Source organism: Lysinibacillus sp. FSL M8-0355 (assembly GCF_038008985.1).
Classification (GTDB): domain Bacteria; phylum Bacillota; class Bacilli; order Bacillales_A; family Planococcaceae; genus Lysinibacillus; species Lysinibacillus fusiformis_D.
The window spans coordinates 2248640-2271424 of sequence record NZ_JBBPAI010000001.1 but is presented as its reverse complement, the minus strand read 5'-3'; the positions used below and the strand labels follow the sequence as shown (position 1 = coordinate 2271424).

Below are 22785 nucleotides of genomic sequence, written 5' to 3'. Positions count from 1 at the left end.
CAGTACATACGGTCCAAAGCTGGATTACTTAAGAATGACAAGATTTTCAAGAATACGGATTTGGGATTAAATTTATCTTACAGGTGTATCACTTAGGTGATACTGAAAATGCATAATAAAGTTGTTTAATTTCGTTTAAATGCACTAACCACCTCCCTAAACTTTTTTAAGAACATAAACTATAAAACGGTGTTATTTCCAGCACACAAAAAGACCAGAAACTCTCGAAAAACAGAGTCCTGGTCTTTTTGTGAAAAGTGAAACTTACTAGTTTGCTTTAGTTTTTGTATTCTACTATTACAGTAGTCGTGTCAGCTTTGCAAAGGTTACAGGTTTTTGAAGGAATTTTGAAAAAAATTAACCCTTCACGTTTATCATACTTCTGTTATTCTTTGAACCGTTTAAAGTTAAACTCCTTCAAAAATACGATACCGCAAAAAACAAGCAAAGTAGCAATAATCGTTTTCTTGTATAGAGAAGCAACATCCCTACATAAAGTACGAATTTGCTGCTTAACGCTTCTTGCGTAAACTCGTGAACAATAGATAAATAACGATGAACAGGGCGAGGATTCCTAATGCTTTATAAAGATATAAGGCAATGTTTGCTTTACGTTGATACGTATATTCTCCATCATTCACCGCTTTAAGGTATGCTCCTTTGTCAACTTGTACCGCGATGGCGACCTTTGTATCGGTTCCCTTTATCGCAAAGTACTTGGTTCCTTTTGGATATGCATTTGAAAAATTGCCTCCATGTTGCTCCATATCTGAATACTTCGTTACCTTTCCTATTTCATTCTCAACTGCGTGCACTTTCTCCTCCGTTACCTCATATATATAACCATCCCAAACTACGAAAGGATAGACCCAAGTTGTTGCGACAGTGTTCACAGGTATTATTACGAGACATACTATACAAAACAAAAACTTCCGCAGATAGCCCTTCATCACATCACCCTTTCCATCATCTTACATATTAGACTTAGCCTAGCAGAAAAAGTTACACTGCCATTTCGATTGACTTCTGTTTAGGTGAATGCTAAATTTACTAAAGCAGTAATTTACTAAATTACTAAATTCAAATAACAAGGAGTGCTTAACAATGAAAATTCCAACACATTTAAAACATAAACCTGTAATCGTTGCTGAAAACTATGCCAATATCGATGGGCGTACAGCTTATCAAACTGATACACAAGGGCTTTCACTTGGGTTGGCACAATGGAATGATCGAGGAAAGGTTGATATTTCTGCAAAGGTTTGGCGACATACAGGTGGCAAATGGTCACGTCAGTCGGAAGAACTACCCCTCCATCGTGTGCTTGACCTCGCTATTCTAGTATGTGAGACACAACTTTATTTTAAGGATGCATACCGCTACGAGCACTTATATGATGAAGCAAACCCTGTTATTAATCGAGTAGGCTTACAAGGTGATGCTATGACTGTGGAAGTATGCACAGAAAATGAACAAATTAAAGAGGATATTCAGCTTTTTCAGCAAGCATTAAATAATGATGGTGAGCTAATCGGTGAACGCCTTCGCTCACTATCACGAATCTTAAAAGAAATGGGTTATTAAAACTCAAGAGGATTTTAACGATGAATGAACAAATGTTACAGGATGATAAAAAACTACGAAAGGCCTTTTTTAATTTCTTAATCCCGGTGATGCTAGCGAATGTACTGCAATCTGTTGGCCAAGTATTTGCGATGTTTATCGTCGGGCGCAATTTAGGTGTCGATGCACTCGCTGCCATTTCCGCATTTTTCCCGTTTTTCTTCTTTTTAATGGCCTTCGCAATTGGCATAGGTTCGGGAAGCTCTATTTTAGTTGGGCAAACGTTTGGGGCTGGTCATCATGAAAAGATGAAAGAGGTAGTTGGGGTAACCCTTGCCTTTACTACGATTTTATCGATTATCGTGGCGCTCTTTGGCGGCTTTTTCATTGAATGGATTTTACGCTTTATGCAAACACCAGCAAATATTTTAGACATGAGTATTAGCTATGCACAAATTTTATTTTTCACATTACCCATTATGTTTTGGTATTTAGTGTATACAACCTTTATGCGCGGCGTCGGTGATTCGAAAACACCCTTTCTCTTTTTAGTGATTAGTGTGGTGTTAAATATTGCCTTCCTCCCACCGCTGGTATTCGGCTGGTTCGGATTACCCGCGTTTGGTTTAAATGGTGCTGCCTATGCTTCTGTGTTATCAAACTTAGTGACCATGATTTTATTATTAGCTTATTTGCATAAAACAAAGCATTTACTACGTTTTGATAAATCCATCTTACAGCATTTTAAATTAAAGAAAGATATTTTAACATCATTATTAAAACTAGCGATTCCATCAAGTATTAGTATGGTTGCCATCTCAGTTGCAGAAATTGCCGTTATTGGTTTTGTCAATGCCTATGGATCTGATGCCACTGCTGCTTATGGCGTTGTCAATCAGGTAGCTAGCTATGCACAAGTGCCTGCGATGAGTATTGCTATTGCTACATCCGTTTTCGTAGCACAGGCTTTAGGAGCGAATTCTACAGAAATGATTAAAAAAATTCGTCAAATGGGTGTGCGTATTAACTATCTTTTAGGTGGCGCAATCATTCTCATCATGTATCTATTTGCAGAGCCAATTTTGGCTTTCTTTATCGATTCACATGATACTGTGCTCATTGCCAAAAATTATTTATATACCGCCTTTTGGAGCTATTTAATATTTGGACATACGCAAACCGTTTCCGCTACGATGCGTGCCACTGGTGTCGTACTATGGCCGACCATCTTCTTAGTCATAACAATTTGGGTCGTGCAAGTGCCATTAGCGTACTTCTTGTCCCACCATACGTCACTCGCATTAAACGGTGTTTGGTTAGCCTATCCAATTACCTTCTGCGTCCATTTCATTATGCAATATGCCTACTTCAAGCTAGGCTGGCAAAAGCGAACATTAAAAGCGATGCTTAGCGAATAAATGACACGGGACATGCAAAAAATGCATGTCCTTTTTGTATCCAACAAAATAACCAGGCACTCAGAAATTGAGCCCTGGTCATTTTGTGAAAAGTGAATGTTACTATTTTGCTTTAGTTTTTTGTATTCTACTAATAGAGTAGTCGTATAGCATTGCGAAAAGTTACAACCAATTTAAAATTTTTTTAGTTCTTTCCTGCAAATAGTGCAAACCATCGTCAGTTGATAAAAATTGACAAACATCAAAAAGGCGTTGGTATTTATGAATAGGATGCAAATAACAATCCTTTTGTAAACTTTCATTCATCTCTCTTATCTAAGCGGCTTTTAAATGCTTAATCTTCCATTCAACACGAGAACGGCTGAACCCGCTATCGCTACTGTTTCGCGTTGGGGTGTTACGTATAAAATACCGCCCCGTTTGGAAAGTTGCTTGCTTACTAGCTGGTTTTTCAATAGTTTTTCACACCAGTATGGCCCAAGTGCGCCATGACTAGACCCATTAACATGATCTTCGTCAATTCCTTGTGCTGGAGAAAAAAAGCGGGATACTATATCAATGCCCTCTTCCCTCGACTTACTGGTCACACATATCCCCCTAACAGGAAATTGTTCCATCGCAGAAAAATCTGGCTCGAAATGTGCAATAAGGTCTTCATTGCTTAGTTCCACGATATAATCCAATTCGGTACTCCCTACATAGATCGGTTTACTTCCTAACCAGTCTTCCAATGCTGGAGGACACACTATTTCATCAATTGGATACGTTTTGATGGCAATTTCCACTCGCTCCTGTTGCCATCTTGCCTGCAAAGGGCCATTTGTTGATTGAAATGTGATGGTCTGATGCTTAGGCACGATCCCCTGCTGCCAAAGCAAAAAAGCACTAGCAAGGGTGCCATGACCACAAATCGGGATTTCTGTCTCTGGGGTAAACCATCTTATCGAAAAATCAAGCTGTTTGTTTTCAATAAAGACTGTTGTCGGGACAGGTACCTCCTGTGCAATTTTTTGCATCGTCTCTTCAGAAACATCTGCATCTACAAGACATATTGCTGCTGGATTCCCTTTATATAGCTCTGTTGTAAAGGTATTTATTATAGAATAGGAAATAGTCGTCATCTTATTCACCTCTTCTCTCATCATAACGCAAACAAGCAAGTGCTGAATATACACACTCAAACAAATAATCATTTTATAAAATAACCACCTTTTGTCTAAGCTAACATTATAAAATACAATGGTAGAGCTTTTGAGTGGAGAAACGATGAAACCATATTTCAAAATTTTAATGATTATTGGATTGACGACCTTACTCGCTGGATGCTGGGATATTACTGAACCACAGAGAATGTACTATATTAATGCAGTAGGTGTAGACTATGAAAACGATGAATATGTTGTCTATTTACAGGTGATTAATTTTGCCGATGTTGCGAAATCGATTCAGCCCAGTGCAGATGTGGCTCCTGCGGAGGTGGGTCGTGCCACTGGCAAAACAGTAGAAGAAGCGATTTACAAATTGTATCGCTCCTCCGATCAGGAAATATTTTGGGGTCATATGAGGTTTCTTCTCTTTTCAGAGCGGGCCATGGAAAATGAACATTTTATTCCAGTCATTGATACATTGATACGTTTTCGCGATACAAGGTACCAGATTTGGGTGTACTGTACAAAAAATCCGGTAGATGAAGTGCTGCTTGTCACACCCATCTTAAGAAATTCTTTGTCCTCATCAAAATTAAGTAACCCGATTAACCCAACTGAACAAGAAACCTTTGTTGAACCCAAAAATATAAGAGATATCGTCATTGGTTTAAATGAACCAAGCCATGAAGTGACCATCCCATATGTGTCCATTAAAGAAGATTGGCAAACAGATGAGGATCGAACAGAAGAAACTTATTTTTCAGGGGTTGGTGTCCTATCAAAAGATGGCTTTAAAGGATTTTTGCAAGACAATGCAGCAAGAGGTAATCAATGGATGCATAACTATACAAATCGCGGTGAAATTACCTTCCAATTAAAAACAAATGGTCAGGAAGAATTAACCGTGAGTATTGAAAAAATTCATGTCGCTGTGAAACCACATGTCAAAAAGGAAGATGTTTCATTTGAAGTCGAATTAAAAATCAATGCGACCATTAATGGCTTTAAAGGAAAAACAACGGAAAAAGAGCTGGAAAAACATATAATCACACAGGTGAAAAAGGAAATCCATGAAACCTTCAATGAAGGCTTAAAATTAGATGTTGATATCTATCGATTATCAGAGTCTCTTTATCGGGACAACGTCAAAGCATGGAAAAGGTTAGAAAAGGATGGAAAAATTCCATTAACAGAGGATTCTATCAGTAAAATTCATGTGGAAGTAGCTAAAATTAATCCAGGTCGCAAAACATTCACAGAAACTATAAAAAAAGACCGGAAGCCCTAACTTAGGGAATCTGGTCTTAAAAAAATTTTTATTTTATGAGTGAATACATATATGTATCATGTGGCATATTGTTTTGATGCATATATTTTTTTAATAATCCTTCTTGTTCGAAACCTATTTTTTGCAATAGTAGCTGAGAAGCTTCATTTTCTTTAAAAACAATGGCACCAATTCGTACTAAATCCATCTCTTCAAAACCATAGGAAATGGCTCTTTTCACAGCTTCCTGAGCATAGCCCTTTCCCCAATAGTCAGGAAAAAGTGCGTAGCTGATTTCCGCTCTTCGATGCTCTATTGACCACTCTTGAAAGCCGATTGTACCAATAATCCCTTCTTGTCCCTTTAATGCAATGCCCCATTTAATACCACGTTTTTCGGTAAAATTGTTGGCAAAATTTTTAATGATTTGTTGCACCTGTACTAAGCTCGTTAAAGGTTGTTGTCCATAATGACGTAAAACTTCAGGATTCGAAAAGCAATCAAGGAGAGCTTGTGCATCAGGACTCCCTAATTCTCTTAATACTAATCGTTCAGTTTGTAATATAGGAAACATAGCATACCTCTTTAATCATGGATTTGTTAAACAAATTTTTTTCGACGAACTATTTCAATCTCTATTTCCATTTGATGACACTTAAAAGGACAAAGCTAATTATCATGTTCTTTTGCTTGCCTATTCCTACAAGCGCTCCTCATCTCCTTTTGCATAAAATCTTACTTCATGTCCACAATAAGTTCTAAGTCAGTCTACTTGAGGTGAGAGTTATGGAGCATTTTCCGCTAATACATACAAATTTTTGGGATGCCGTCATTGCAGTCCCTGTCGTGATGATTGTTACGCAACTAATTAAGAAATTGGGTCATATCAAACCTTTTTGGGTTCCGACCATTGCATTAATCGTCGGCTTATTCATTTCCATTTTCATCAGCCATCGTCATAACCTTCTTGCTGGGCTTTTTATGGGCTGGTTTTATGGCTACGCAGCCATTGGTAGTTACGCTTCATTGAAAACATCTTATATTACCTACAAACAAAAGAAAATCAAAAAACAGAAACATAGCACTCCATAAGAATGTAGCGATTGCAGGAATAGAGACAAAATAATATACTAATATTAACAAATTTGGGGCTACTTATTAAAGTAGCTCCTTTTTAATCAGTTTGCACAATAATCCTTTGATTTTTAATAAGGATAAGAAAGGTTGTTCAGCTATGGAAATGTTTTTTTTCTTTAGTAATTTTTATTTAATGCCCCTCTACGCTTTTTTGTTTAGCTATTACCTTATTAAGCTACTCAAAAAATTCAGTAAGGGACAATACACGACAACGACTGAATCGAGGATTGTCATAATAACCTTTATATTAATTGTTTGGAGTATTAGTTATACACTCGCAAGCAGTCAATAGCTTCATAGGTAATGAGAAGAAAAGGCACATACACACAAGGGCGATATTCGACCAATGCTATTAAACATTAGAGCCGTTTCCACATAGGCTCTATTTATTTTATAAGGGTTGAGCTGATAATAATGCTGCTTCTATGCCCTTCATGATGTTCATAGCTCCACTCGATTTATTTGAACAGACAACTACTTTGGTTGAGCAGTCAGGATAATAAGCTGAATGGAAGCACACACCTGGATCATATCCCATCACATGATATTTTAAAATAGATTGGTCACTGTTTTTCTTAATCCATACACCATACCCGTAACTATCACTTTCATTCATCTCAACATGATGCGTTAGCAGTTGTGTTGTGACAGCTTCACTTAAAAGGTCAAAGTTCATCAGCGCATGCCACAGCCTTGACATATCCCTCGCTGTTACAAATGCTCCTCCATCCGAACCTCCTTTTACAGGTAAGGAGTAGATATTTGTTTTCCATGTACCATCCGGGTTATCTATGTATCCTATTGCGGTATTAGATGGTAGAGAATCTAACGAGAAATAGCCCGATTCCTTCATATTCGCTGGATCAAATACATTTTTTTGAATGTAGTCAGAAAAGTTCATACCAGAAATATGCTCAATAACTAAGCCTAATAAAATATACCCGGCATTGTTGTAATGAAATCTCTCCCCTACTCTATATTTCATCGGCCGATCCTGAAATAAAGGTAAGAAATCACGCAATGTTCGAAGTTGATACATTGGATTTTCAACCCATAATTCTTCAAAATTCTCCATTTCTTCCTCATCAAAATAATCTGCAATTCCTGAAGTATGCGTTAGCAGATGTTCAATAGTAATCTGCTCATCCAAATGCTTAAAATGATGGTTTAAACAGTCACTTAGTTTACTATCCAAAGAAAGCTTTCCTTTTTCGATAAGCTGACAAATAGCAATTGCAGTAAAAAGTTTACAGCCAGATGCAATACCAAAACGCGTTTTTGTGTTATTTTCAATTTGCTCCGAGCGATTTGCATAGCCAAAGCTTTGATTGACTAAGGCAGCCTTCTCTTGATTTTCCACTAGAATTGTTCCCGAAAAATCAAGATTCTGTTGTATGTCCACTATAACATTTTGCAATTTTGTATGCATAGTCATTCCCCTTATTTATCCAAATTAACTAAATAATAACTTCTCTTACTAAAACAATACTCTACTACTGTTACCTTGTCGAGAATATTCGCATAATTATGAGGAGAAGGCTGTGCATACTGAGGAATGGTTAAAGGGTCAATTGCTGGTATCCTATCTTTACAAGCACAGAAATTATTACTAGTGATTATTGAATTCACTATGCTTTACACTCTCTTTAATCTATTGCAAATCAAGTCGTCTTTGTTACATGTCGATTGTCTATAAAAATATGAAGCTTGCGCTGAATATACCATTCCATCACGAATAAATTTGGCACCCAACACAACCACGCGATGACGGCATAACTATACTGGAAATTTTCAAAGCCAAATAATACAGTAAATAAGGGGAGGTAGATTCGCAATGTCACTGCCGCAAAGGTTAAAGCATAATTTCTTAGCATCCATTTTTGATGTCCTTGGATGTTTCTTTTTTTAATGTTAGCTAGTGCTTGAAACATTGTGATGAGCCAGCCTATAGATAATAAAGCGAAGCCTAGCTGTGCTACCCATCCCCCAGTTGCGTGAAATGCTAAATAAAGTCCTGCCACACCACCGAACAAAATACTAACCATGTAGATGCTACCTAATCGTTTATGACGTTTCATATTTTTCTCTCTTAAGGTGGAGGACAATGTAAAAGGGCCGATTACGAGGGCTAATACACCAAAAATGATATGAATGTAAAGCATACTATACCAAAAGGAATTCAATGTAGCGCTAAGCATGAGCTTTAATTGAACAAACCCAGCCTGTTGTGCATGGAATACGATATATTGAACGACCGAATAGCCCGCTATCATTATCGCCAAGCCACTTACAATAAACCACCATTTTTTTCTCATTCTGTAGCTCCTTTCTTTTGAAACCTAACATTGCAATTGACTACGCTCTGACATAAAAATAGCCGTTACAGACTATTAGTAGTGCAGTTGTAAAGGCAGGCAAAACGCTCCACACCTGGGTATTTTTCACCTAAGCTTGTAATGTGAAACCCAATATTTTTATAAAAATGGACTGCTTCTTCGTCCGTTTCTGCATAAATCGTAGAAAATGAATAGTGTTCTTTCAAATATCGAATCATCTCACGTCCAATCCCTTTTCCACGATTCGTTGGTGATACAGCAAGATGTTTAATTTCACAGTGATTTCCATCCCTCTTTGCGATTCCGATACACCCCACCATGTCTTGCTCGATGCTATAGCCATATAACTCTCTTTCTGGACTTTCCATATATAATTGGTACTCTCTAGCTACTTTCTTGTCTGAAGTGGCATAGGATAATAGTACTTTCACTTCGGGTTGGATATTGCTTGATTGAATTTGTTTCATAAAACGCTACCTCTCTATTTCTATCAGTAGTCATTGAATAATGTGTCAATTACTATCATGTTCTACCATTTTAATAGTCACCTATTTTATCTATACGAAACCGTTGTTTATCTAATGAATTCAGCTCCTGACCAACCGTCTCTCTCCATTAAAAGCACCTCCATCTAACTACTAAATACCTGTTACAATGATCGTAAAAATAGAAAGAAGGTGTATGATGGACCTATTGTTTGTCATTCTTATTTTTGCTGGGATGTACCAAGTTACATTCTTATCATCGAAGAGCGCCACTAAATCAAAGGGAAATGTATTTAATTTTTGTATGGCTTCCTTTGATGTGAGGGAGTCGATTGGCAAAGGAGGATAAAATAATTTATTACAATAAATAAAGATTGCACTTACTGCCAAAAGAGTTGCTATTAGTAAGCCTCTTTTCATTGTACCGTAAAGCTTCATTTTTTTTACAAATAAATGTATATTTATTTTTTATCTAACAACAATAAAGACCACTCATCACGAGCGGCCTTTAATGATGTATGTCATTCTCATTGTTTATTAGTTAACATTTTTACTACTTCTTTGATTTGCAGCTCTAATGATATTGGATCATTGCCCCAGAATAAATCTGGGTCCAGCTTGAACACTCGGTCATTCTTCACGGCGTCTAGTGACTTCCAAAGTCCCTCACTCTCACCCCATACTTCTGAGATTAAATCTCCCTGATCGATGAAAATATAATCGCCAGCATATTCAGGAATGACTTCGTACGAAACTTGTCGATAGGACTCTTTCCCAATCATTTCCTTCTGTTGTTTCGCTGGTGGCTTTAATTGAAGATGTTTGTAGATGGCTTCACCACCCCTATAGCCTCCGTCACCATAAATATAAAATCCTTTATCTACTACAAAAACGCCCATAAGTGCAAAAGTATCGTCGGGTTTAATAATGTTCGCAAGCTGTGCTCGTGCTTCCTCTGCGGTCTTATCTAAATGCTTAATCCATTGCTCGGCTCCATCTTTTTTGTCCAAAGCATCGCCCAAAAGACGCATTATTTCATAAATATCACCTGAAGAGCTATAAGGGAGCGCAAGCGTAGGTGCGATTTTCTCATACTGCTGAAGAATCTTTTCATCACCCACCCAAGTGATGATTAAATCCGGTTTCAGCTGAACGATTGTCTCCAATGATCTTTCCCCAGTGGTTTCAATGCCATCAATCTGATCTTGAATTACTTTGTTCTCCAAATCCCATTGGGTAGAGCCGATTGGCTTGATACCTAACACAAGTAACTCTGGTAAATAGCCGTCTGTTACAATCCGCTTTGCTTGACGTGGTATTTCAATATCACCACGTTGTGTTTTGATTATTTTTGTAGCTGATTCTGTTGTTTCAGCTGTTTTGGAAATGTCCTTATTAGTATTGGAATCGGCGCTGTCATTGGCATTGCCACAAGCCGTCAGTATAGCGAGTAAAGCAAGAAATACTATTGATTTTAACACCTTATGTAAGTACAAGATTGTACCTCCTTGTTTGATAATGATTATCATTCGCGATGATATATTCATTATAGAGGCAGTCTTATACAAGGACAACGCCTATAAATTGGATGTTGCATAGGGAAAATTGTTGGATTTAACTTTGATTAGTGAACAATTTTACTATTACATCAAGTTGAATCTCCAAAGACAGACCATCATCAAACCAAAATTCATTAAGCTTAAGTAAGTGTAATTGGCAGCCTTGTTCATACACTAACTGTTGCCACACGGAACGCTGCATCAGTTTGGTGCGGAAAGATTCTGTATCATCAGTAGGTACGATTAAAAACATATGATTGGCCGCATACAGGGGCAAATCCTGCTCTTTAACTTTCAGATGTTTACCAGGTTGAAGTACCTCCTGTTGAATGGTCTGAGGAGCTCGTAGTCCTAATAGCTGGTATAAAGTGTAGGCGGAGCGCACCGATAGATAAGGGATCAGCCATAAGTTATCGTGACTTAATTCAAAGATACCTGCTGTTGAGCCTGACTGAAGAAATGGTGTGATGACTTTTCTTGCCTCTATGGCGGACTGCTGTAGCTGCGCAATCCAATCTTCAGCCTCTTGTGTTCGCCCAAGGAGTGTCCCAAGCAGTCGCACCTCTTCAAGCTTGTCTAACTGTCCCCATGGAATCGTCAGAACAGGAGCAATTTGTTCGAGTGCTTTCATTACTTCAGGGTAGTTATAAAAATAGGTTGGTGCCACGATTAACTCCGGGGCTAGTTGATGTATCACTTCTATTTGGTCAAAAGATTCTATCTCTACTATGTTCGGCAATCGTCTGTGCAATAGCTGGGATGATTGAAGCAGCTCTCGTGTTGTAGCGAGAGGCTGAATTCCCAATGCGAGTAATGCCCCAAGAAATTGTATACTAACGATACGGTTGCTCTGCTTCCTCTTGCGAAAGCTACTAGGTGAAAGATGAACATACTTGGTGAAAGTTTTTCCCAAATACGAGCCGTCTGCAAATCCTGTTTTCAACGCAATATCCTGCAATTTGTCATTTGTTCCAAGTAGCATAAGCTTCGCTTGGTCAACCCGAATTTGATTCACATACTCAGCAAAGCTCCACCCTGTTTCCTTCTTAAACAGCGAGGAGAAATAGCTTTCGTTAAAGCCTGTCATGTTGGCCATAAAAGAACGTGTTAGCGGTGCTTCAAAATGTTGTTTGATATATGTAACAGCCTGCTGAATAGCTTGATCGTTCGTCACAAAACTGTTATCAATACTCTTTCTTTCAAAAATCGTATCGAGGAACTCGTGCAGAAGCAAATGGAGCTTAGGGGCAGCATTTAGTTTCTGCGTTTGAGAAAACTGCCCTATCAAATTTTTCAGCAGCCCTACCGCATATCGAGGAAATTCCATGACCTGCCCATGCGCAGGCAAATGGGCTGTATCAATCACATATAATAACGCTTCTTTCTCACGTTTAGCCAATCGATAACTATTAAACGAGATGCTGTAAACAGGCATAAATCCTTCGCTAGTGCTCGGGACGATATGGCTGTCCTTCTCCGGGTACAAAAGCAAGACGAATTGCCCTTTTCCTATACGACAAGTACGTTGCCCTGTTCGAATAACTATCGGTTGTGTAGGAATGATAATCATTGGAAATAACCCTGTCAGCGTAGCGGGACTCAGTGTTCCCTCGTCCGCTAGAAGTCTTAAATCCAGAAGCTCATATGTTAGCATTTTCCTAGACCCTCCCCTGTCATATATAGTGTTGAATATTATTTTAAAACAACTAAACTATAATCTACCATAAAAAATCCAAAAGGCTTTTAAAATCAATCAGCTTTGCTTATATATGGTATATTCCTGATATTTGGAATTTTTCAACAAAACCAGTTATTAATAATAAGGTGACACCATGGATGGGCATACTGCTAGAAGGAAATACAAGGCCATTATACTGAAAGAAATCCCTTCACCTAATAGGCAAAATGCTGATTTTGGAAGTTTATCTTTATCACTTTCATCAAACCATCCTATACAACCACCACATTTTTCAGAAGTATTTGAATTAGGTGAACGTACAATAAGCCCAATTCTGTACGCATATAGTATCACTATATGTTAGGAAGGGTGTTCGTGTGGAGAAAAAACATCAATCTTTAAAAAAATTCAAGCTAAAATCAAATCCAAATTGTCATTGTCGTTGTTGCTGTCCTTGTTGTCGTTGTAAATGTAAACCACCATTTTTACCGATACCACCAAGTTGTAACTATCTCGTATATGTGACAGACGCTGGTCAGCTAGTATTGCCTGATAATAGAGTATCTGTGATTGATACGGCGACAAATACGATAGTCGCAAACATACCCGTAGGATCTGCTCCTCTCGAAGTAGCGATTACACCAAACGGAGCATTTGGTTATGTTCCAGCGCTCTTCTCGGATAATGTTACGGTCTTTAGTACTGCCACAAACACACCAATCGCTACCATTCCAGTAGGGGTTAATCCTTTAGGTGTCGCCATTTCACCGAATGGAACACTTGCTTATGTATCCAATCATGGATCTAACACGGTATCTGTCATCAATACAGCCACTAATACTGTAACCGCAACTATCCCAGTAGGGCTCCAGCCTCAAGGCATTGCTTTTACTCCAAATGGCGCGTTTGCTTATATTGCAAACGAAAATTCAAATTCAGTATCTGTTATCAATACAGCTACGAATACGGTGGTCGCTACAATCCCTGTCGGCATTCGCCCAAGGTCCATTGTTTTCACATTGAGTGGACAATTTGCTTACGTGACAAATGAAAATAGCAACACTGTATCCGTCATTAATGCTGTAACCAATACAGTAGTTGCTACAATCCCTGTCGGCACAGGACCTGTAGGAACAGCCATTACACCAGATGGAACACTTATTTACGTTGTCAATAAAGGTAGCAATACGGTTTCGGTTATCAATATAGCTACTAATACGGTGATTGCTACAATTCCTGTAGGATCATCTCCTGACCAAGTGACGATTTTGCCTGATGGAACATTTGCCTATGTCACGAACCAAGTGGACAATACAGTATCTGTTATCGATATAGCGACCAATATGGTCATTGCTACAATCCCTGGATTTAACGGTCCTACTGGTATAAAAACGGGCACCATCTGCAACTAGCTTTTGACACCCTTGGCGAACAAGAAGTAGCAAGTCAAATTAAAGAAAAAGCAACCGACTCTAGACGACCATCTTAATCAAATGGTCGTCTAGAGTTGGTTGCCTATATCATGATGTAATGAGCGAATGCTAAAACGTTGAATGCTCATCTAGTTTTGAAATAGTAGTAAGTCTCATTCGTTTTTACCATTTATATACTATTTTATGTTCCTCTATGTTACCATCTATAATAGACAAAATGTTTATTTAGCAAATAAGCAGAATGACTAAAATCATTTATCAATAAAATTAGAGGGTGTGCAATTAATGGGGTTCTTTGATAGGTTTTTTTAAAAAATAGAGGCTGTTAATAAAGAAGAAGTTGCTGTTGCTGAACTTGAATCCGAGTTTTATTTAGAGTCTGCACTGGATGAAGCCAATCAATTTTGGGTGGAAATAGCACAAAATCTTATCGTGAACGCAGTTAAGGCAACTGTGAAGGGAATGTCTCTCGAGGAAGTAGAATCCATTTTAGGTATAGGTGAATTTGGAGGAGATATGACTACACCCAATGCTACAACAGAGACCTATTGGTATGAAGGAGTTAGTGGCGGTTCTGCTCAATTAATTTTTTATAACGGTACATTAGGCATGAAAGAAGAATTTGGTCTACAATAATGAGTTTTCTATTATTTAAACAGGACTTGCTAATGGCAAGTCCTTTTGTTATGCTCGCACAGGCTCTCTCACATATCAGTCCATAAACCGCTTGCTGTGTCAATCCAATAAAGCCATTAATGCAAGGTTTTAATGTAACAGCAGAGAGCAAATTACGTAACTAATTATCCATCTTAATGTATCTCGATTCGCTCAATGCTGTTCTGTGGCACTTGAAAAAGAAGAAGCACACCAGCTTATTGATACAACGGTTATTTATGGTAAAATTAGGTGGTATTTAGTTAATAATTTTATTCAAAAGGGGATTTAAAATGAAGAAACCGATTTTATCAATCGCTGTATTTTTACTAAGTTTTTTCTCATTACTTATTTCGCTTAAATTATTTTGGAATTTAGGTATTTATGTTGATGAGTATGGTACAAGTCCTTCTATTGTTAGTGGTGGAGAATTTTGGCATTCCATGGATTGGTTAAGATTATTTTTACTGTTCCTGCTGTGCGTAGTATCGTTTATCAGTATTTTTAGTACGAATCAAAATAAGAGTAATTAAAGTAATAGCCATTATTAAAAATTAAAGAAGGATGAAGGAATTATATGAAATTGTTTAGAGGAATTTGGGGTATATTATTATGCTTATATGGTGTAGCTTTATCTATCAAATATTTCCAGAATGTCAGTGAAGGATGGAATATAATCCTTCATGCTTTATCTGGGAGTTTATGTATTTTAGGAATTTTACTAATTATTAAAGCGATAAAAATGAAAGTGTAATCAGAAGTGACTTTCAACCTATCCAAAAATTAAAATAGCAGTCGTTACAGACAAGTCCTTATGTAATGCTTCCTCAAATCACTTCGATTTAAAAAGCCCATTAGGCTCTGATTTACTCAGTCACCTAATAGGCCATTCATATAAGTCTTTAAAGGTTAATCCTTTGAAATTTAGTCCAATTCAATAAACCCTTGGTAAGCTTAGTCTTGAATCGCTGCGTCTAACGCTACCACGATCATGTCATTGAACGTTGTTTGACGTTCTTCAGAAGTTGTTACTTCGCCTGTGATAATATGATCACTTACTGTTAGAACTGCAAGTGCTTTACGGCCGAATTTGGCAGCTAATGTGTAAAGGGCTGCTGATTCCATTTCTACAGCTAGCACACCATATTGTGCTAGTTTTTCGTTTTGGTGCTCGTCTGAGTAGAATAAATCTGCTGTGAAGATATTCCCTACTTGTAAGTTAAGACCAGCCTCTTTACCTGCGTTGTAAGCTTTTAATAATAAGTCAAAGTCAGCGATTGGTGCGAAGTCGATAGCACCACCCCAAATGATTTGGTTCATACGTGTGTCTGATGTTGCGCCTTGCGCTAAAATGACGTCACGCACTTTCACATCCTTTTGAATTGCACCACAAGTACCTACACGAATTAATTTTTGCACATCATATTCTTGCATTAATTCTGTTGCATAGATAGAAATAGATGGCACACCCATACCTGTTCCTTGTACAGAAATACGTTTACCTTTATACGTACCTGTATAACCAAACATATTACGTACTTCATTGTAGCAAATTACATCTTCTAAAAATGTTTCTGCAATGTATTTTGCACGCAATGGATCTCCTGGAAGTAAAATTGTGTCAGCGATTTCACCTTTTTTTGCATTAATATGAATACTCATACTACAATCCCTCTTTTCTGTCAGTTATCACTATAAATAATACTGTGTTTCTGTCATTTACGCAATGCTAGACGTCTAGCAACTAAAAATATTTATCTTGATTCAGCAACGCAGTTCAGAACATAAAGCGCTTAGGTTAACTTCTACTCTTTTGCCCGAAAAATCTGGACGCCAATTCGCCGAAGCATCATCGATCTTTTCATACAAGCAAGCTTATTCCTCATAAAGCGCCCATAAAGTATCGAATGTTTCGATTGTTAAGTTTTCCGTAGCGTAGGATTCAATATAGTCGGACAGCTCATGAAAGTCTGTGCTCTGTTTTGGAAAATTATGCTCCTGAAACATTTCCTCTGCAAAGCGAACTTTAGGGTCTGACCAATCACCTCCTCGGAATGTTAATACATACAAATAAAAACTTTTTTTCATGAAACAATTTCCCCTTTTTAAAACAATGGCTTTTCGCTAGTGTATCAAAAAAAATAGCTTTCGTCATAATTCCCACCACTAAGATATTTTACCTATTCATGCTTTTAGAACTATTTTCTCGGACAATACTGACTTTAGTCACGGTATATTTTATCTGAAAAATTTAAATTTTTAGAAATAATAATAGAAATATCTAGTAAAATAAGATAAAATTGAAATCGATTATTGAAAAAAATAGGAAGGTGATGGCGATGAAAAAAACTCAAAAAACTCGTAATACAGCGAAAAAACGCCCGTCTCTCTTTATGCTTAGCTTTTTGAGGAAAAGGCAAGCTGCTACAAAAGAAGAACCCGGGAACAATCCCCCTCCTATTAAAGTAAAACGACAACGTTTTTACCATTTAATTCGGGGCAAAGTGCTTATTATGTTTGCACTGCTTATTGTGATTAACGGCATCATGGGTATATTGTCTTATGTCAATATACAAAATTTGCAGCAGCAAATGGAAGACTTTACGAAGAAAAACGTCCAAGAGCAGTTAACTGTCAATCAGCTTGCGTATGAAATTGCTCGACTAACAAATTTAGAACAATCCTATTTAATTACAGGGAATGGTATTTATTCTACTTCTTATCATATGAAAATTGATACTATTAACAAAAAGCTGTCTGCCTTAAAAGAACAATTTCAAGAACGACAAGTAGAGCTAAGTCATATGCAGGCCATTGAGCAATATTATAAAAATTACCTAGATTATTCAGACAAAGTCATGACGATGCGCGACGAACTCGGACTTGAACAAGCCCGTAAGCTCATGATGGGTGCCACCGGGGAAACGATGAAAACGCATATCGATAACAATATTGAATCTATTAATGTGGTCATGGACGAGTCGAATAAAACCAAATTAGACAAGCTTAATCAACAGGTCAATCTTTCCATTACTACGTTCTTTATCGTGTCAATTGTTGGCTTTTTAGCAATCATCATTTTTGGTTATATGCTCTTTAAATCACTTAAACGAAATACACAGGCTATTAATGACTCCATCCTTGATATTGCACAGGCAGGAGGCGATTTGACGAGACGTGTAAAAGTACGTAATCGTGATGAATTTTCAATCATTGCGGCCTCGACGAATACATTAATCGAGTCAATTTCTAATTTAATTCGCCGTGTCAGTGAATTAGCGGATCATGTATCAAGCAGTAGCCAGGAGCTGATGTCGTTAGCTGATGAAAATGCACGAACGATTCAGGATATTGCTGATGCCACAGCTGATATTGCCAGTGATAGTGACAATACGATTTCAAGTATGAATAGTGCCCAGCAAAAGATGAGCGACTTAGAGCATGCCGTGCATCAATTAAATGAACAAGCAAGTGCCGTCCATCGTGCCTCTGTCGCTATGCAGCAAGCAGCAGATGAAGGCAGCCGCTCTGTGGAACAATCCTCGCTTGTTATGCAATCCATTGAAGAAACGATGGCTTCCACAACGTCCACGGTCGAAGCATTAGGTCGTAAATCTGCCGACATCACATCGATTATCGGCACCATCACAGCCATTTCTGAGCAAACAAATCTTCTCGCATTAAACGCGGCCATTGAAGCGGCACGCGCTGGCGAACATGGACGAGGCTTCGCAGTTGTAGCAGATGAAGTTCGCAAGCTTGCAGAGCAATCACAAAGCGCAGCGAAAGAAGTAACAACGATTGTGACGTCCATCCAGCAGGAAGTTACGTCAATCATTGCCCAAAATCATGAAGGAGTGACAACTGTTATCCGAGGCGTGGAAGTAACAAATGAAACGAACCAATCCTTAGCCAATATTTTAACGCATACAGAGGAAACAACGACGATTATCGCAGCTATGGTAGATAAAATTGCGACTACACTTGACTCTAGCAATGCAGTAGCAAGTGACTTCGTGCATGTCAATGCCTATGCCGAGCAATCAGCAGCCAACACGGTAACCTCAGCAGCAGCCGCAACACAGGGCTCCGCATCCATGCAGGAAATCAACGCAGCAGCCACCGAGCTCGCCCAACAAGCAGATAGCTTACGTAACCTAGTGAGCGAATTTAAAGTATAAGTCACTCGAAGGAGGATCCAGCATTTTGCTGGTTCCTCCTGCATTTTGAGGGGCTATCCTTTCAATTTGAAGATTCGATCATTCAAATAAAGGATTCTCTGTTGAAATGGTGGGCTTTCCTTCGTTTTGCTTCTATCCATCGATCTATGAGTTCTATCCTCTACTTTGCTGGTTCTATCCACCAATCTGAGCGTTTTATCCTTCACTCTGCTGACTCTCCCCTCATTTTGCTGAGCTATCCTCCACTTTATTGCTTCTATCCATCGATCTATGAGTTCTATCCTCCACTTTATTGCCTCTATCCATCGATCTATGAGTTCTATCCTCTACTTTGCTGGTTCTATCCACCAATCTAAGCGTTTTCTCCTCCACTCTGCTGACTCTCCTCTCATTTTGCTGGGCTTTCCTCCACTTTATTGCTTCTATCCATCGATCTATGAGTTCTATCCTCTACTTTGCTGCTTCTATCCATCGATCTATGAGTTCTATCCTTCAATCTGCAAAGTCTCCCTTCCACTTTGCAAGTTCCTTCTCATCAGTAAATTCATCACCTTAAGGTTACAAAACAATCAGAACCACCAGTATAACTGGTGGTTTGCTCTGCGCGTGAAACGCTGGGGTACTGGCCCATGTCTAAAGACATTCTGAATGGTCTGCCAACCGCACTCCGTTTTCACACAAACCGCTAAAGCGGCTTACTTATTTTTTCTTTCTCTTGATTTCTTCTCCTGTGAATGGGTCAATGAATTCTTTCATCGTCATTTGATCTTGCAGGATATCTTCTTGTAATTGATTTTTTATATACTCTTGTATCTTTTTCTTATTTCGGCCGACTGTGTCCACATAGTATCCTCGACACCAGAATTGACGATTACCGTATTTATACTTTAAATTCGCATGTCGGTCGAAAATCATTAGACTACTCTTCCCTTTTAAATAACCCATGAACGCAGATACACTCAATTTCGGTGGAATACTTACCAACATATGAATGTGGTCAGGACAGGCTGTTGCCTCTATGATTTCTACATCTTTTCTTTCACATAATTGGCGCAATATTCTTCCAACATCTGCTTTAATTTGACCATAAATAATCTGCCTTCTATACTTTGGCGCAAAGACGATATGATACTTACAATTCCACGTTGTATGTGCTAAACTTTTATTATCCATTTATGGTGGCTCCTTTCGTACGAAGTCGGTTGACTAGACCTGACTTTATTGTACGTTTGGAGTTTTTTTATTGTCCATAGCTAAAAGCTTTCCGGAACCCCCTGCATAGCAGGGGGTTTTCAAAGCACACAAAAAAATCCTAGCAAGAGCTACCTTGCTAGGATTGGATTATTTAAATAACGATTGATACTCGCCATAGCCTTCTTTTTCTAAATCTTCTTTGGGGACGAATCGGAGCGCTGCTGAGTTAATGCAGTAGCGCAAGCCTCCTTGCTCACTTGGACCGTCTGGGAAGACATGTCCTAGATGGGAATCCGCTTCTTTACTGCGCACCTCCACACGACGCATGCCGTGGGATGTATCGAAAAACTCGGTTACTTGCTCTTTTTCAATCGGCTTGGTGAAAGCTGGCCACCCACAGCCTGAGTTATATTTATCGAGTGAGCTGAATAATGGTTTCCCAGAAACAATATCTACATAGATGCCTTCTGCAAAATGATCATCGTATTCATTGCGGAATGGGGGCTCAGTGCCATTTTCCTGTGTGACGTAATATTGCATATCTGTTAATTCTTTTAAACGTTGTTCTTTACTCATGTTTATTCCCCCAGTGATGCTCCTGGAACGCTCTGCGACCGGATCCAATCGAATAGCGCTCATAGTGCATTGGATTTTTCTTATAATAATGCTGGTGATAATCCTCAGCCGGATAAAAGGTGCTGGCTGGCAGGATTTTTACCATGATTGGTTTATCAAATTTCCCAGACGCTGCTAAATCTGCCTTCGAGCGTTCTGCTAACTCACGTTGTTCCTCATCATGATAGAAAATGGCCGTTGTGTAAGACTCTCCACGGTCAAAAAATTGACCCCCTGCATCAGTTGGATCAATCAATGTCCAAAAAATCGCTAGTAATTGCTCGTAGCTATATAATTCATCATCAAAAACGATTTGTACAGCTTCTACATGACCTGTCGTTTCAGAGCATACCTGTTCATAGGTAGGATTGACAACATGTCCACCTGTATAGCCTGATAGCACTGAGACAATGCCAGGTGTTTCGTCAAAGGGCTTGACCATGCACCAAAAACAGCCCCCTGCAAAGGTTGCGTATTGCTTTGCCATTGTTTTCACTCCTTATTCACCAGGAACAATAATTTCCAATAGAATTTTATCATTTGGTAAGTCTAATTCTTTGGCACGGACACGTGATCCTGAAGCGATGTTGATGCGGGATAAATCGATATAAATTTCCGCTTCATTCGGATGCACCGTAATCCATGAAGGAAATTCCACCGAATCGCGCATAATTTTCATAGTCGTTTCTGGTGGAATTTTCAGTAGTCCAACATTCATTCTCGTCTGCTTTAAAATAATATTGCCTTTGTCATCTACAATCGGTTCAAAATTCATGGAAATCGGAACTTCCGTATAAAATGCCGTTAGGGTGCTTCGTAATTGAATATCATTACCAATTGTAAAATCAAGCGGTAAAGGTGAGCCCTTCGCTGCATCCTTTAAATACTTTTTCGATATCGATTCTAATTCCTTTGTTGTTGTTTGCACAACGAGTACATTCCCTTTGCTTTCACTTTCACCTGCTGAACTCTTCGCAACGTTGACGCCATCCACTGGTCTAGTTGCTAAAAAAACGACGAGGAGGATTGCAAAAAGCACTGTGCCTGCTAAGGCGAAAAACGCGACTTTCCATTTATTCATTTTGTCACTCCTCGAAGCCTATTGCCTTGTTAATCTTTTTTTCCATACCACACTGCTCCATTGCTGCTAATATACGCTCTGTCATTTTTTCATATCCCTTTGCGTTCGGGTGGAAAAAATCTGTATGATAGACGAGCTCTTCATTTGAATCAAATAAATCTTCTACTGATACATAGCAAGCATTGGAATCCTTGCTTGCTACTTCTTCAATCACATTATTCCATTCTGTGATAATTGTATCAAATTCATTCGCCTCATTGGTTACAATTGAAAATGGATTATAAAAACCAATGAGTAGTATGGGCACTGTCGGATTTTTTGCACGAATGCCTTCTACGATTTTGCTGTAACGTTCTTTATATGCTCGCAGCTCCTTATCAAAAGCGTCCCGCTTCAAGTTAAATAAATCCTGCTTGACGACCTTCATGACATCATTGCCACCCATTGTTAAGGAAATAAGCTGTGCTTCTTGCAACTCTTCATCATAATGCCCTTTTTTCACTAATTTTAGTAGTTGATCACTGCGTCTACCTCGTTTGCCTCGATTATCTACATCTACATCTGAAATCGAGGGCCATGCGAGCAATGAATCTGCTAATCTTCCAACATAACCGTCTTGACTATACTCATCACCGACACCATCTGTTAATGAATCTCCAAGTGCCAAGTAATGTAGTTGCTTTGCTTGTTCTTCATCAATTTGCGATAAATCCTCTGCTGATGGCTCAAAAAAATGTTCAAATATTTGTGTCAACATATTCTTAGAGGGTTTTTCCTCATCCTCTGTTTGTTGCTCATCCTGCGTCATATCTTGCTCCGTCCCTGCTTGCTCACCGTCAGGTTCTGCTTGCGGATTCGGTTCATCGATTGATATTGCACAACCACTTAGTACTAAGACGGTCAAACACGACAACATAAATCGCCAAATGTCCATTTGACCACCTTCCATCCCTTTCTATTACTTCTATTATAGAATAGTTCATGCCGCAATGAAAAGTGACTAACCCTTAGTTCTCCATAATTTTGTGCTCCTGCC

The 22785-nt window shown here is 38.5% G+C and carries 22 protein-coding genes and 1 pseudogene; 8 read left to right on the top strand and 15 right to left on the bottom strand.

Going from position 1 to position 22785, the window contains the following annotated elements:
• Positions 1–512 precede the first annotated feature (512 nt).
• A complete protein-coding gene (locus MKY46_RS11130) occupies positions 513–815 on the bottom strand; it encodes a hypothetical protein (RefSeq protein ID WP_139149525.1) in 303 nt (100 codons plus the stop codon).
• A 289-nt stretch (positions 816–1104) separates the two neighbouring features.
• Here MKY46_RS11130 and MKY46_RS11125 point away from each other — a divergent pair, with 289 nt between their 5' ends.
• Together MKY46_RS11125 and MKY46_RS11120 are read left to right on the top strand one after the other, a co-directional pair.
• Positions 1105–1584 (top strand): DUF6530 family protein, encoded by a 480-nt coding sequence (locus tag MKY46_RS11125; protein WP_036126112.1) that lies wholly within the window; start codon positions 1105–1107, stop codon positions 1582–1584.
• A 20-nt stretch (positions 1585–1604) separates the two neighbouring features.
• Complete coding sequence (locus tag MKY46_RS11120) at positions 1605–2981, top strand: MATE family efflux transporter (RefSeq protein ID WP_340834197.1); 1377 nt, start codon at positions 1605–1607, stop codon at positions 2979–2981.
• 326 nt (positions 2982–3307) lie between these two features.
• On the opposite strand, the gene MKY46_RS11115 is transcribed toward MKY46_RS11120, so the two are convergent.
• Positions 3308–4102 carry a PhzF family phenazine biosynthesis protein gene (locus tag MKY46_RS11115; RefSeq protein ID WP_036126117.1) on the bottom strand — a complete coding sequence of 265 codons (795 nt, stop codon included), beginning with the start codon at positions 4100–4102 and terminating at the stop codon, positions 3308–3310.
• Between the two features lie 145 nt (positions 4103–4247).
• Here MKY46_RS11115 and MKY46_RS11110 point away from each other — a divergent pair, with 145 nt between their 5' ends.
• Positions 4248–5417 (top strand): Ger(x)C family spore germination protein, encoded by a 1170-nt coding sequence (locus MKY46_RS11110; RefSeq protein ID WP_340834195.1) that lies wholly within the window; start codon positions 4248–4250, stop codon positions 5415–5417.
• 28 nt (positions 5418–5445) lie between these two features.
• Here the strand turns inward: MKY46_RS11110 and MKY46_RS11105 are convergent, their stop codons facing one another.
• The gene (locus MKY46_RS11105) at positions 5446–5970 is read right to left on the bottom strand and encodes a GNAT family N-acetyltransferase (protein ID WP_340834193.1); all 525 of its coding nucleotides are present in this window, start codon (positions 5968–5970) and stop codon (positions 5446–5448) included.
• Positions 5971–6182: 212 nt separating this feature from the next.
• On the opposite strand from MKY46_RS11105, the gene MKY46_RS11100 reads away from it, so the two are divergent.
• Positions 6183–6488, top strand: coding sequence for a hypothetical protein (locus MKY46_RS11100; RefSeq protein WP_036126124.1), 306 nt, complete (start codon positions 6183–6185; stop codon positions 6486–6488).
• A gap of 436 nt (positions 6489–6924) precedes the next feature.
• Here the strand turns inward: MKY46_RS11100 and MKY46_RS11095 are convergent, their stop codons facing one another.
• The 5 genes from MKY46_RS11095 to MKY46_RS11075 all read right to left on the bottom strand — a co-directional run bounded on the left by MKY46_RS11095 (position 6925) and on the right by MKY46_RS11075 (position 12567).
• Positions 6925–7962: a serine hydrolase domain-containing protein gene (locus tag MKY46_RS11095; protein WP_036126125.1), complete on the bottom strand. Its 1038-nt coding sequence runs from the start codon at positions 7960–7962 to the stop codon at positions 6925–6927.
• A 232-nt stretch (positions 7963–8194) separates the two neighbouring features.
• Positions 8195–8848 (bottom strand): DUF2306 domain-containing protein, encoded by a 654-nt coding sequence (locus tag MKY46_RS11090; protein ID WP_036126129.1) that lies wholly within the window; start codon positions 8846–8848, stop codon positions 8195–8197.
• A 65-nt stretch (positions 8849–8913) separates the two neighbouring features.
• The gene (locus MKY46_RS11085; RefSeq protein ID WP_036126132.1) at positions 8914–9336 is read right to left on the bottom strand and encodes a GNAT family N-acetyltransferase; all 423 of its coding nucleotides are present in this window, start codon (positions 9334–9336) and stop codon (positions 8914–8916) included.
• Between the two features lie 545 nt (positions 9337–9881).
• On the bottom strand, positions 9882–10850 hold the full coding sequence (locus tag MKY46_RS11080; protein WP_340834186.1) for an ABC transporter substrate-binding protein: 969 nt from the start codon (positions 10848–10850) through the stop codon (positions 9882–9884).
• Between the two features lie 118 nt (positions 10851–10968).
• Positions 10969–12567: an AraC family transcriptional regulator gene (locus MKY46_RS11075; protein WP_036126134.1), complete on the bottom strand. Its 1599-nt coding sequence runs from the start codon at positions 12565–12567 to the stop codon at positions 10969–10971.
• 476 nt (positions 12568–13043) lie between these two features.
• On the opposite strand from MKY46_RS11075, the pseudogene MKY46_RS11070 reads away from it, so the two are divergent.
• The 3 genes and pseudogenes from MKY46_RS11070 to MKY46_RS11060 form a co-directional block, all read left to right on the top strand.
• Positions 13044–14003 (top strand): annotated as a pseudogene (locus MKY46_RS11070) (beta-propeller fold lactonase family protein); the annotation flags it as partial.
• A 429-nt stretch (positions 14004–14432) separates the two neighbouring features.
• The gene (locus MKY46_RS11065) at positions 14433–14660 is read left to right on the top strand and encodes a hypothetical protein (protein WP_036126135.1); all 228 of its coding nucleotides are present in this window, start codon (positions 14433–14435) and stop codon (positions 14658–14660) included.
• A 311-nt stretch (positions 14661–14971) separates the two neighbouring features.
• Positions 14972–15211, top strand: a complete 240-nt coding sequence (locus tag MKY46_RS11060; RefSeq protein WP_036126137.1) for a hypothetical protein — start codon at positions 14972–14974, stop codon at positions 15209–15211.
• Positions 15212–15632: 421 nt separating this feature from the next.
• Here MKY46_RS11060 and deoD read toward each other — a convergent pair whose 3' ends face one another.
• Positions 15633–16340 carry a purine-nucleoside phosphorylase gene (deoD, locus tag MKY46_RS11055; RefSeq protein WP_036126140.1) on the bottom strand — a complete coding sequence of 236 codons (708 nt, stop codon included), beginning with the start codon at positions 16338–16340 and terminating at the stop codon, positions 15633–15635.
• A gap of 213 nt (positions 16341–16553) precedes the next feature.
• Positions 16554–16766, bottom strand: a complete 213-nt coding sequence (locus MKY46_RS11050) for a YozE family protein (RefSeq protein WP_036126142.1) — start codon at positions 16764–16766, stop codon at positions 16554–16556.
• A gap of 251 nt (positions 16767–17017) precedes the next feature.
• Here MKY46_RS11050 and MKY46_RS11045 point away from each other — a divergent pair, with 251 nt between their 5' ends.
• Positions 17018–18859 (top strand): methyl-accepting chemotaxis protein, encoded by a 1842-nt coding sequence (locus MKY46_RS11045; RefSeq protein WP_036126144.1) that lies wholly within the window; start codon positions 17018–17020, stop codon positions 18857–18859.
• Between the two features lie 699 nt (positions 18860–19558).
• Here the strand turns inward: MKY46_RS11045 and tnpA are convergent.
• The 5 genes from tnpA to MKY46_RS11020 all read right to left on the bottom strand — a co-directional run bounded on the left by tnpA (position 19559) and on the right by MKY46_RS11020 (position 22683).
• Entirely contained in the window at positions 19559–20032 is a 474-nt protein-coding gene (gene tnpA, locus MKY46_RS11040; RefSeq protein WP_036129052.1) for an IS200/IS605 family transposase, read from the bottom strand.
• 168 nt (positions 20033–20200) lie between these two features.
• Positions 20201–20629 carry a peptide-methionine (R)-S-oxide reductase MsrB gene (gene msrB, locus MKY46_RS11035; RefSeq protein WP_340834182.1) on the bottom strand — a complete coding sequence of 143 codons (429 nt, stop codon included), beginning with the start codon at positions 20627–20629 and terminating at the stop codon, positions 20201–20203.
• Entirely contained in the window at positions 20622–21155 is a 534-nt protein-coding gene (msrA, locus tag MKY46_RS11030) for a peptide-methionine (S)-S-oxide reductase MsrA (protein WP_058843200.1), read from the bottom strand. Before msrA ends, msrB begins: the two co-directional genes overlap by 8 nt.
• A 12-nt stretch (positions 21156–21167) precedes the next feature.
• Positions 21168–21749 (bottom strand): YpmS family protein, encoded by a 582-nt coding sequence (locus MKY46_RS11025; RefSeq protein ID WP_036126152.1) that lies wholly within the window; start codon positions 21747–21749, stop codon positions 21168–21170.
• 4 nt (positions 21750–21753) lie between these two features.
• Positions 21754–22683, bottom strand: a complete 930-nt coding sequence (locus MKY46_RS11020; protein WP_230593921.1) for a GDSL-type esterase/lipase family protein — start codon at positions 22681–22683, stop codon at positions 21754–21756.
• Positions 22684–22785 lie beyond the last annotated feature (102 nt).

Excerpts from the sequence above, each read along its gene's own strand:
- MKY46_RS11125 (WP_036126112.1), top strand. The coding sequence starts at position 1,105 with ATGAAAATTCCAACACATTTAAAACATAAACCTGTAATCGTTGCTGAA.
- MKY46_RS11120 (WP_340834197.1), top strand. The coding sequence starts at position 1,605 with ATGAATGAACAAATGTTACAGGATGATAAAAAACTACGAAAGGCCTTT.
- MKY46_RS11115 (WP_036126117.1), bottom strand. The coding sequence starts at position 4,102 with ATGACGACTATTTCCTATTCTATAATAAATACCTTTACAACAGAGCTA.
- MKY46_RS11110 (WP_340834195.1), top strand. The coding sequence starts at position 4,248 with ATGAAACCATATTTCAAAATTTTAATGATTATTGGATTGACGACCTTA.
- MKY46_RS11105 (WP_340834193.1), bottom strand. The coding sequence starts at position 5,970 with ATGTTTCCTATATTACAAACTGAACGATTAGTATTAAGAGAATTAGGG.
- MKY46_RS11100 (WP_036126124.1), top strand. The coding sequence starts at position 6,183 with ATGGAGCATTTTCCGCTAATACATACAAATTTTTGGGATGCCGTCATT.
- MKY46_RS11095 (WP_036126125.1), bottom strand. The coding sequence starts at position 7,962 with ATGCATACAAAATTGCAAAATGTTATAGTGGACATACAACAGAATCTT.
- MKY46_RS11090 (WP_036126129.1), bottom strand. The coding sequence starts at position 8,848 with ATGAGAAAAAAATGGTGGTTTATTGTAAGTGGCTTGGCGATAATGATA.
- MKY46_RS11085 (WP_036126132.1), bottom strand. The coding sequence starts at position 9,336 with ATGAAACAAATTCAATCAAGCAATATCCAACCCGAAGTGAAAGTACTA.
- MKY46_RS11075 (WP_036126134.1), bottom strand. The coding sequence starts at position 12,567 with ATGCTAACATATGAGCTTCTGGATTTAAGACTTCTAGCGGACGAGGGA.
- MKY46_RS11060 (WP_036126137.1), top strand. The coding sequence starts at position 14,972 with ATGAAGAAACCGATTTTATCAATCGCTGTATTTTTACTAAGTTTTTTC.
- deoD (WP_036126140.1), bottom strand. The coding sequence starts at position 16,340 with ATGAGTATTCATATTAATGCAAAAAAAGGTGAAATCGCTGACACAATT.
- MKY46_RS11050 (WP_036126142.1), bottom strand. The coding sequence starts at position 16,766 with ATGAAAAAAAGTTTTTATTTGTATGTATTAACATTCCGAGGAGGTGAT.
- MKY46_RS11045 (WP_036126144.1), top strand. The coding sequence starts at position 17,018 with ATGAAAAAAACTCAAAAAACTCGTAATACAGCGAAAAAACGCCCGTCT.
- tnpA (WP_036129052.1), bottom strand. The coding sequence starts at position 20,032 with ATGGATAATAAAAGTTTAGCACATACAACGTGGAATTGTAAGTATCAT.
- msrB (WP_340834182.1), bottom strand. The coding sequence starts at position 20,629 with ATGAGTAAAGAACAACGTTTAAAAGAATTAACAGATATGCAATATTAC.
- msrA (WP_058843200.1), bottom strand. The coding sequence starts at position 21,155 with ATGGCAAAGCAATACGCAACCTTTGCAGGGGGCTGTTTTTGGTGCATG.
- MKY46_RS11025 (WP_036126152.1), bottom strand. The coding sequence starts at position 21,749 with ATGAATAAATGGAAAGTCGCGTTTTTCGCCTTAGCAGGCACAGTGCTT.
- MKY46_RS11020 (WP_230593921.1), bottom strand. The coding sequence starts at position 22,683 with ATGGACATTTGGCGATTTATGTTGTCGTGTTTGACCGTCTTAGTACTA.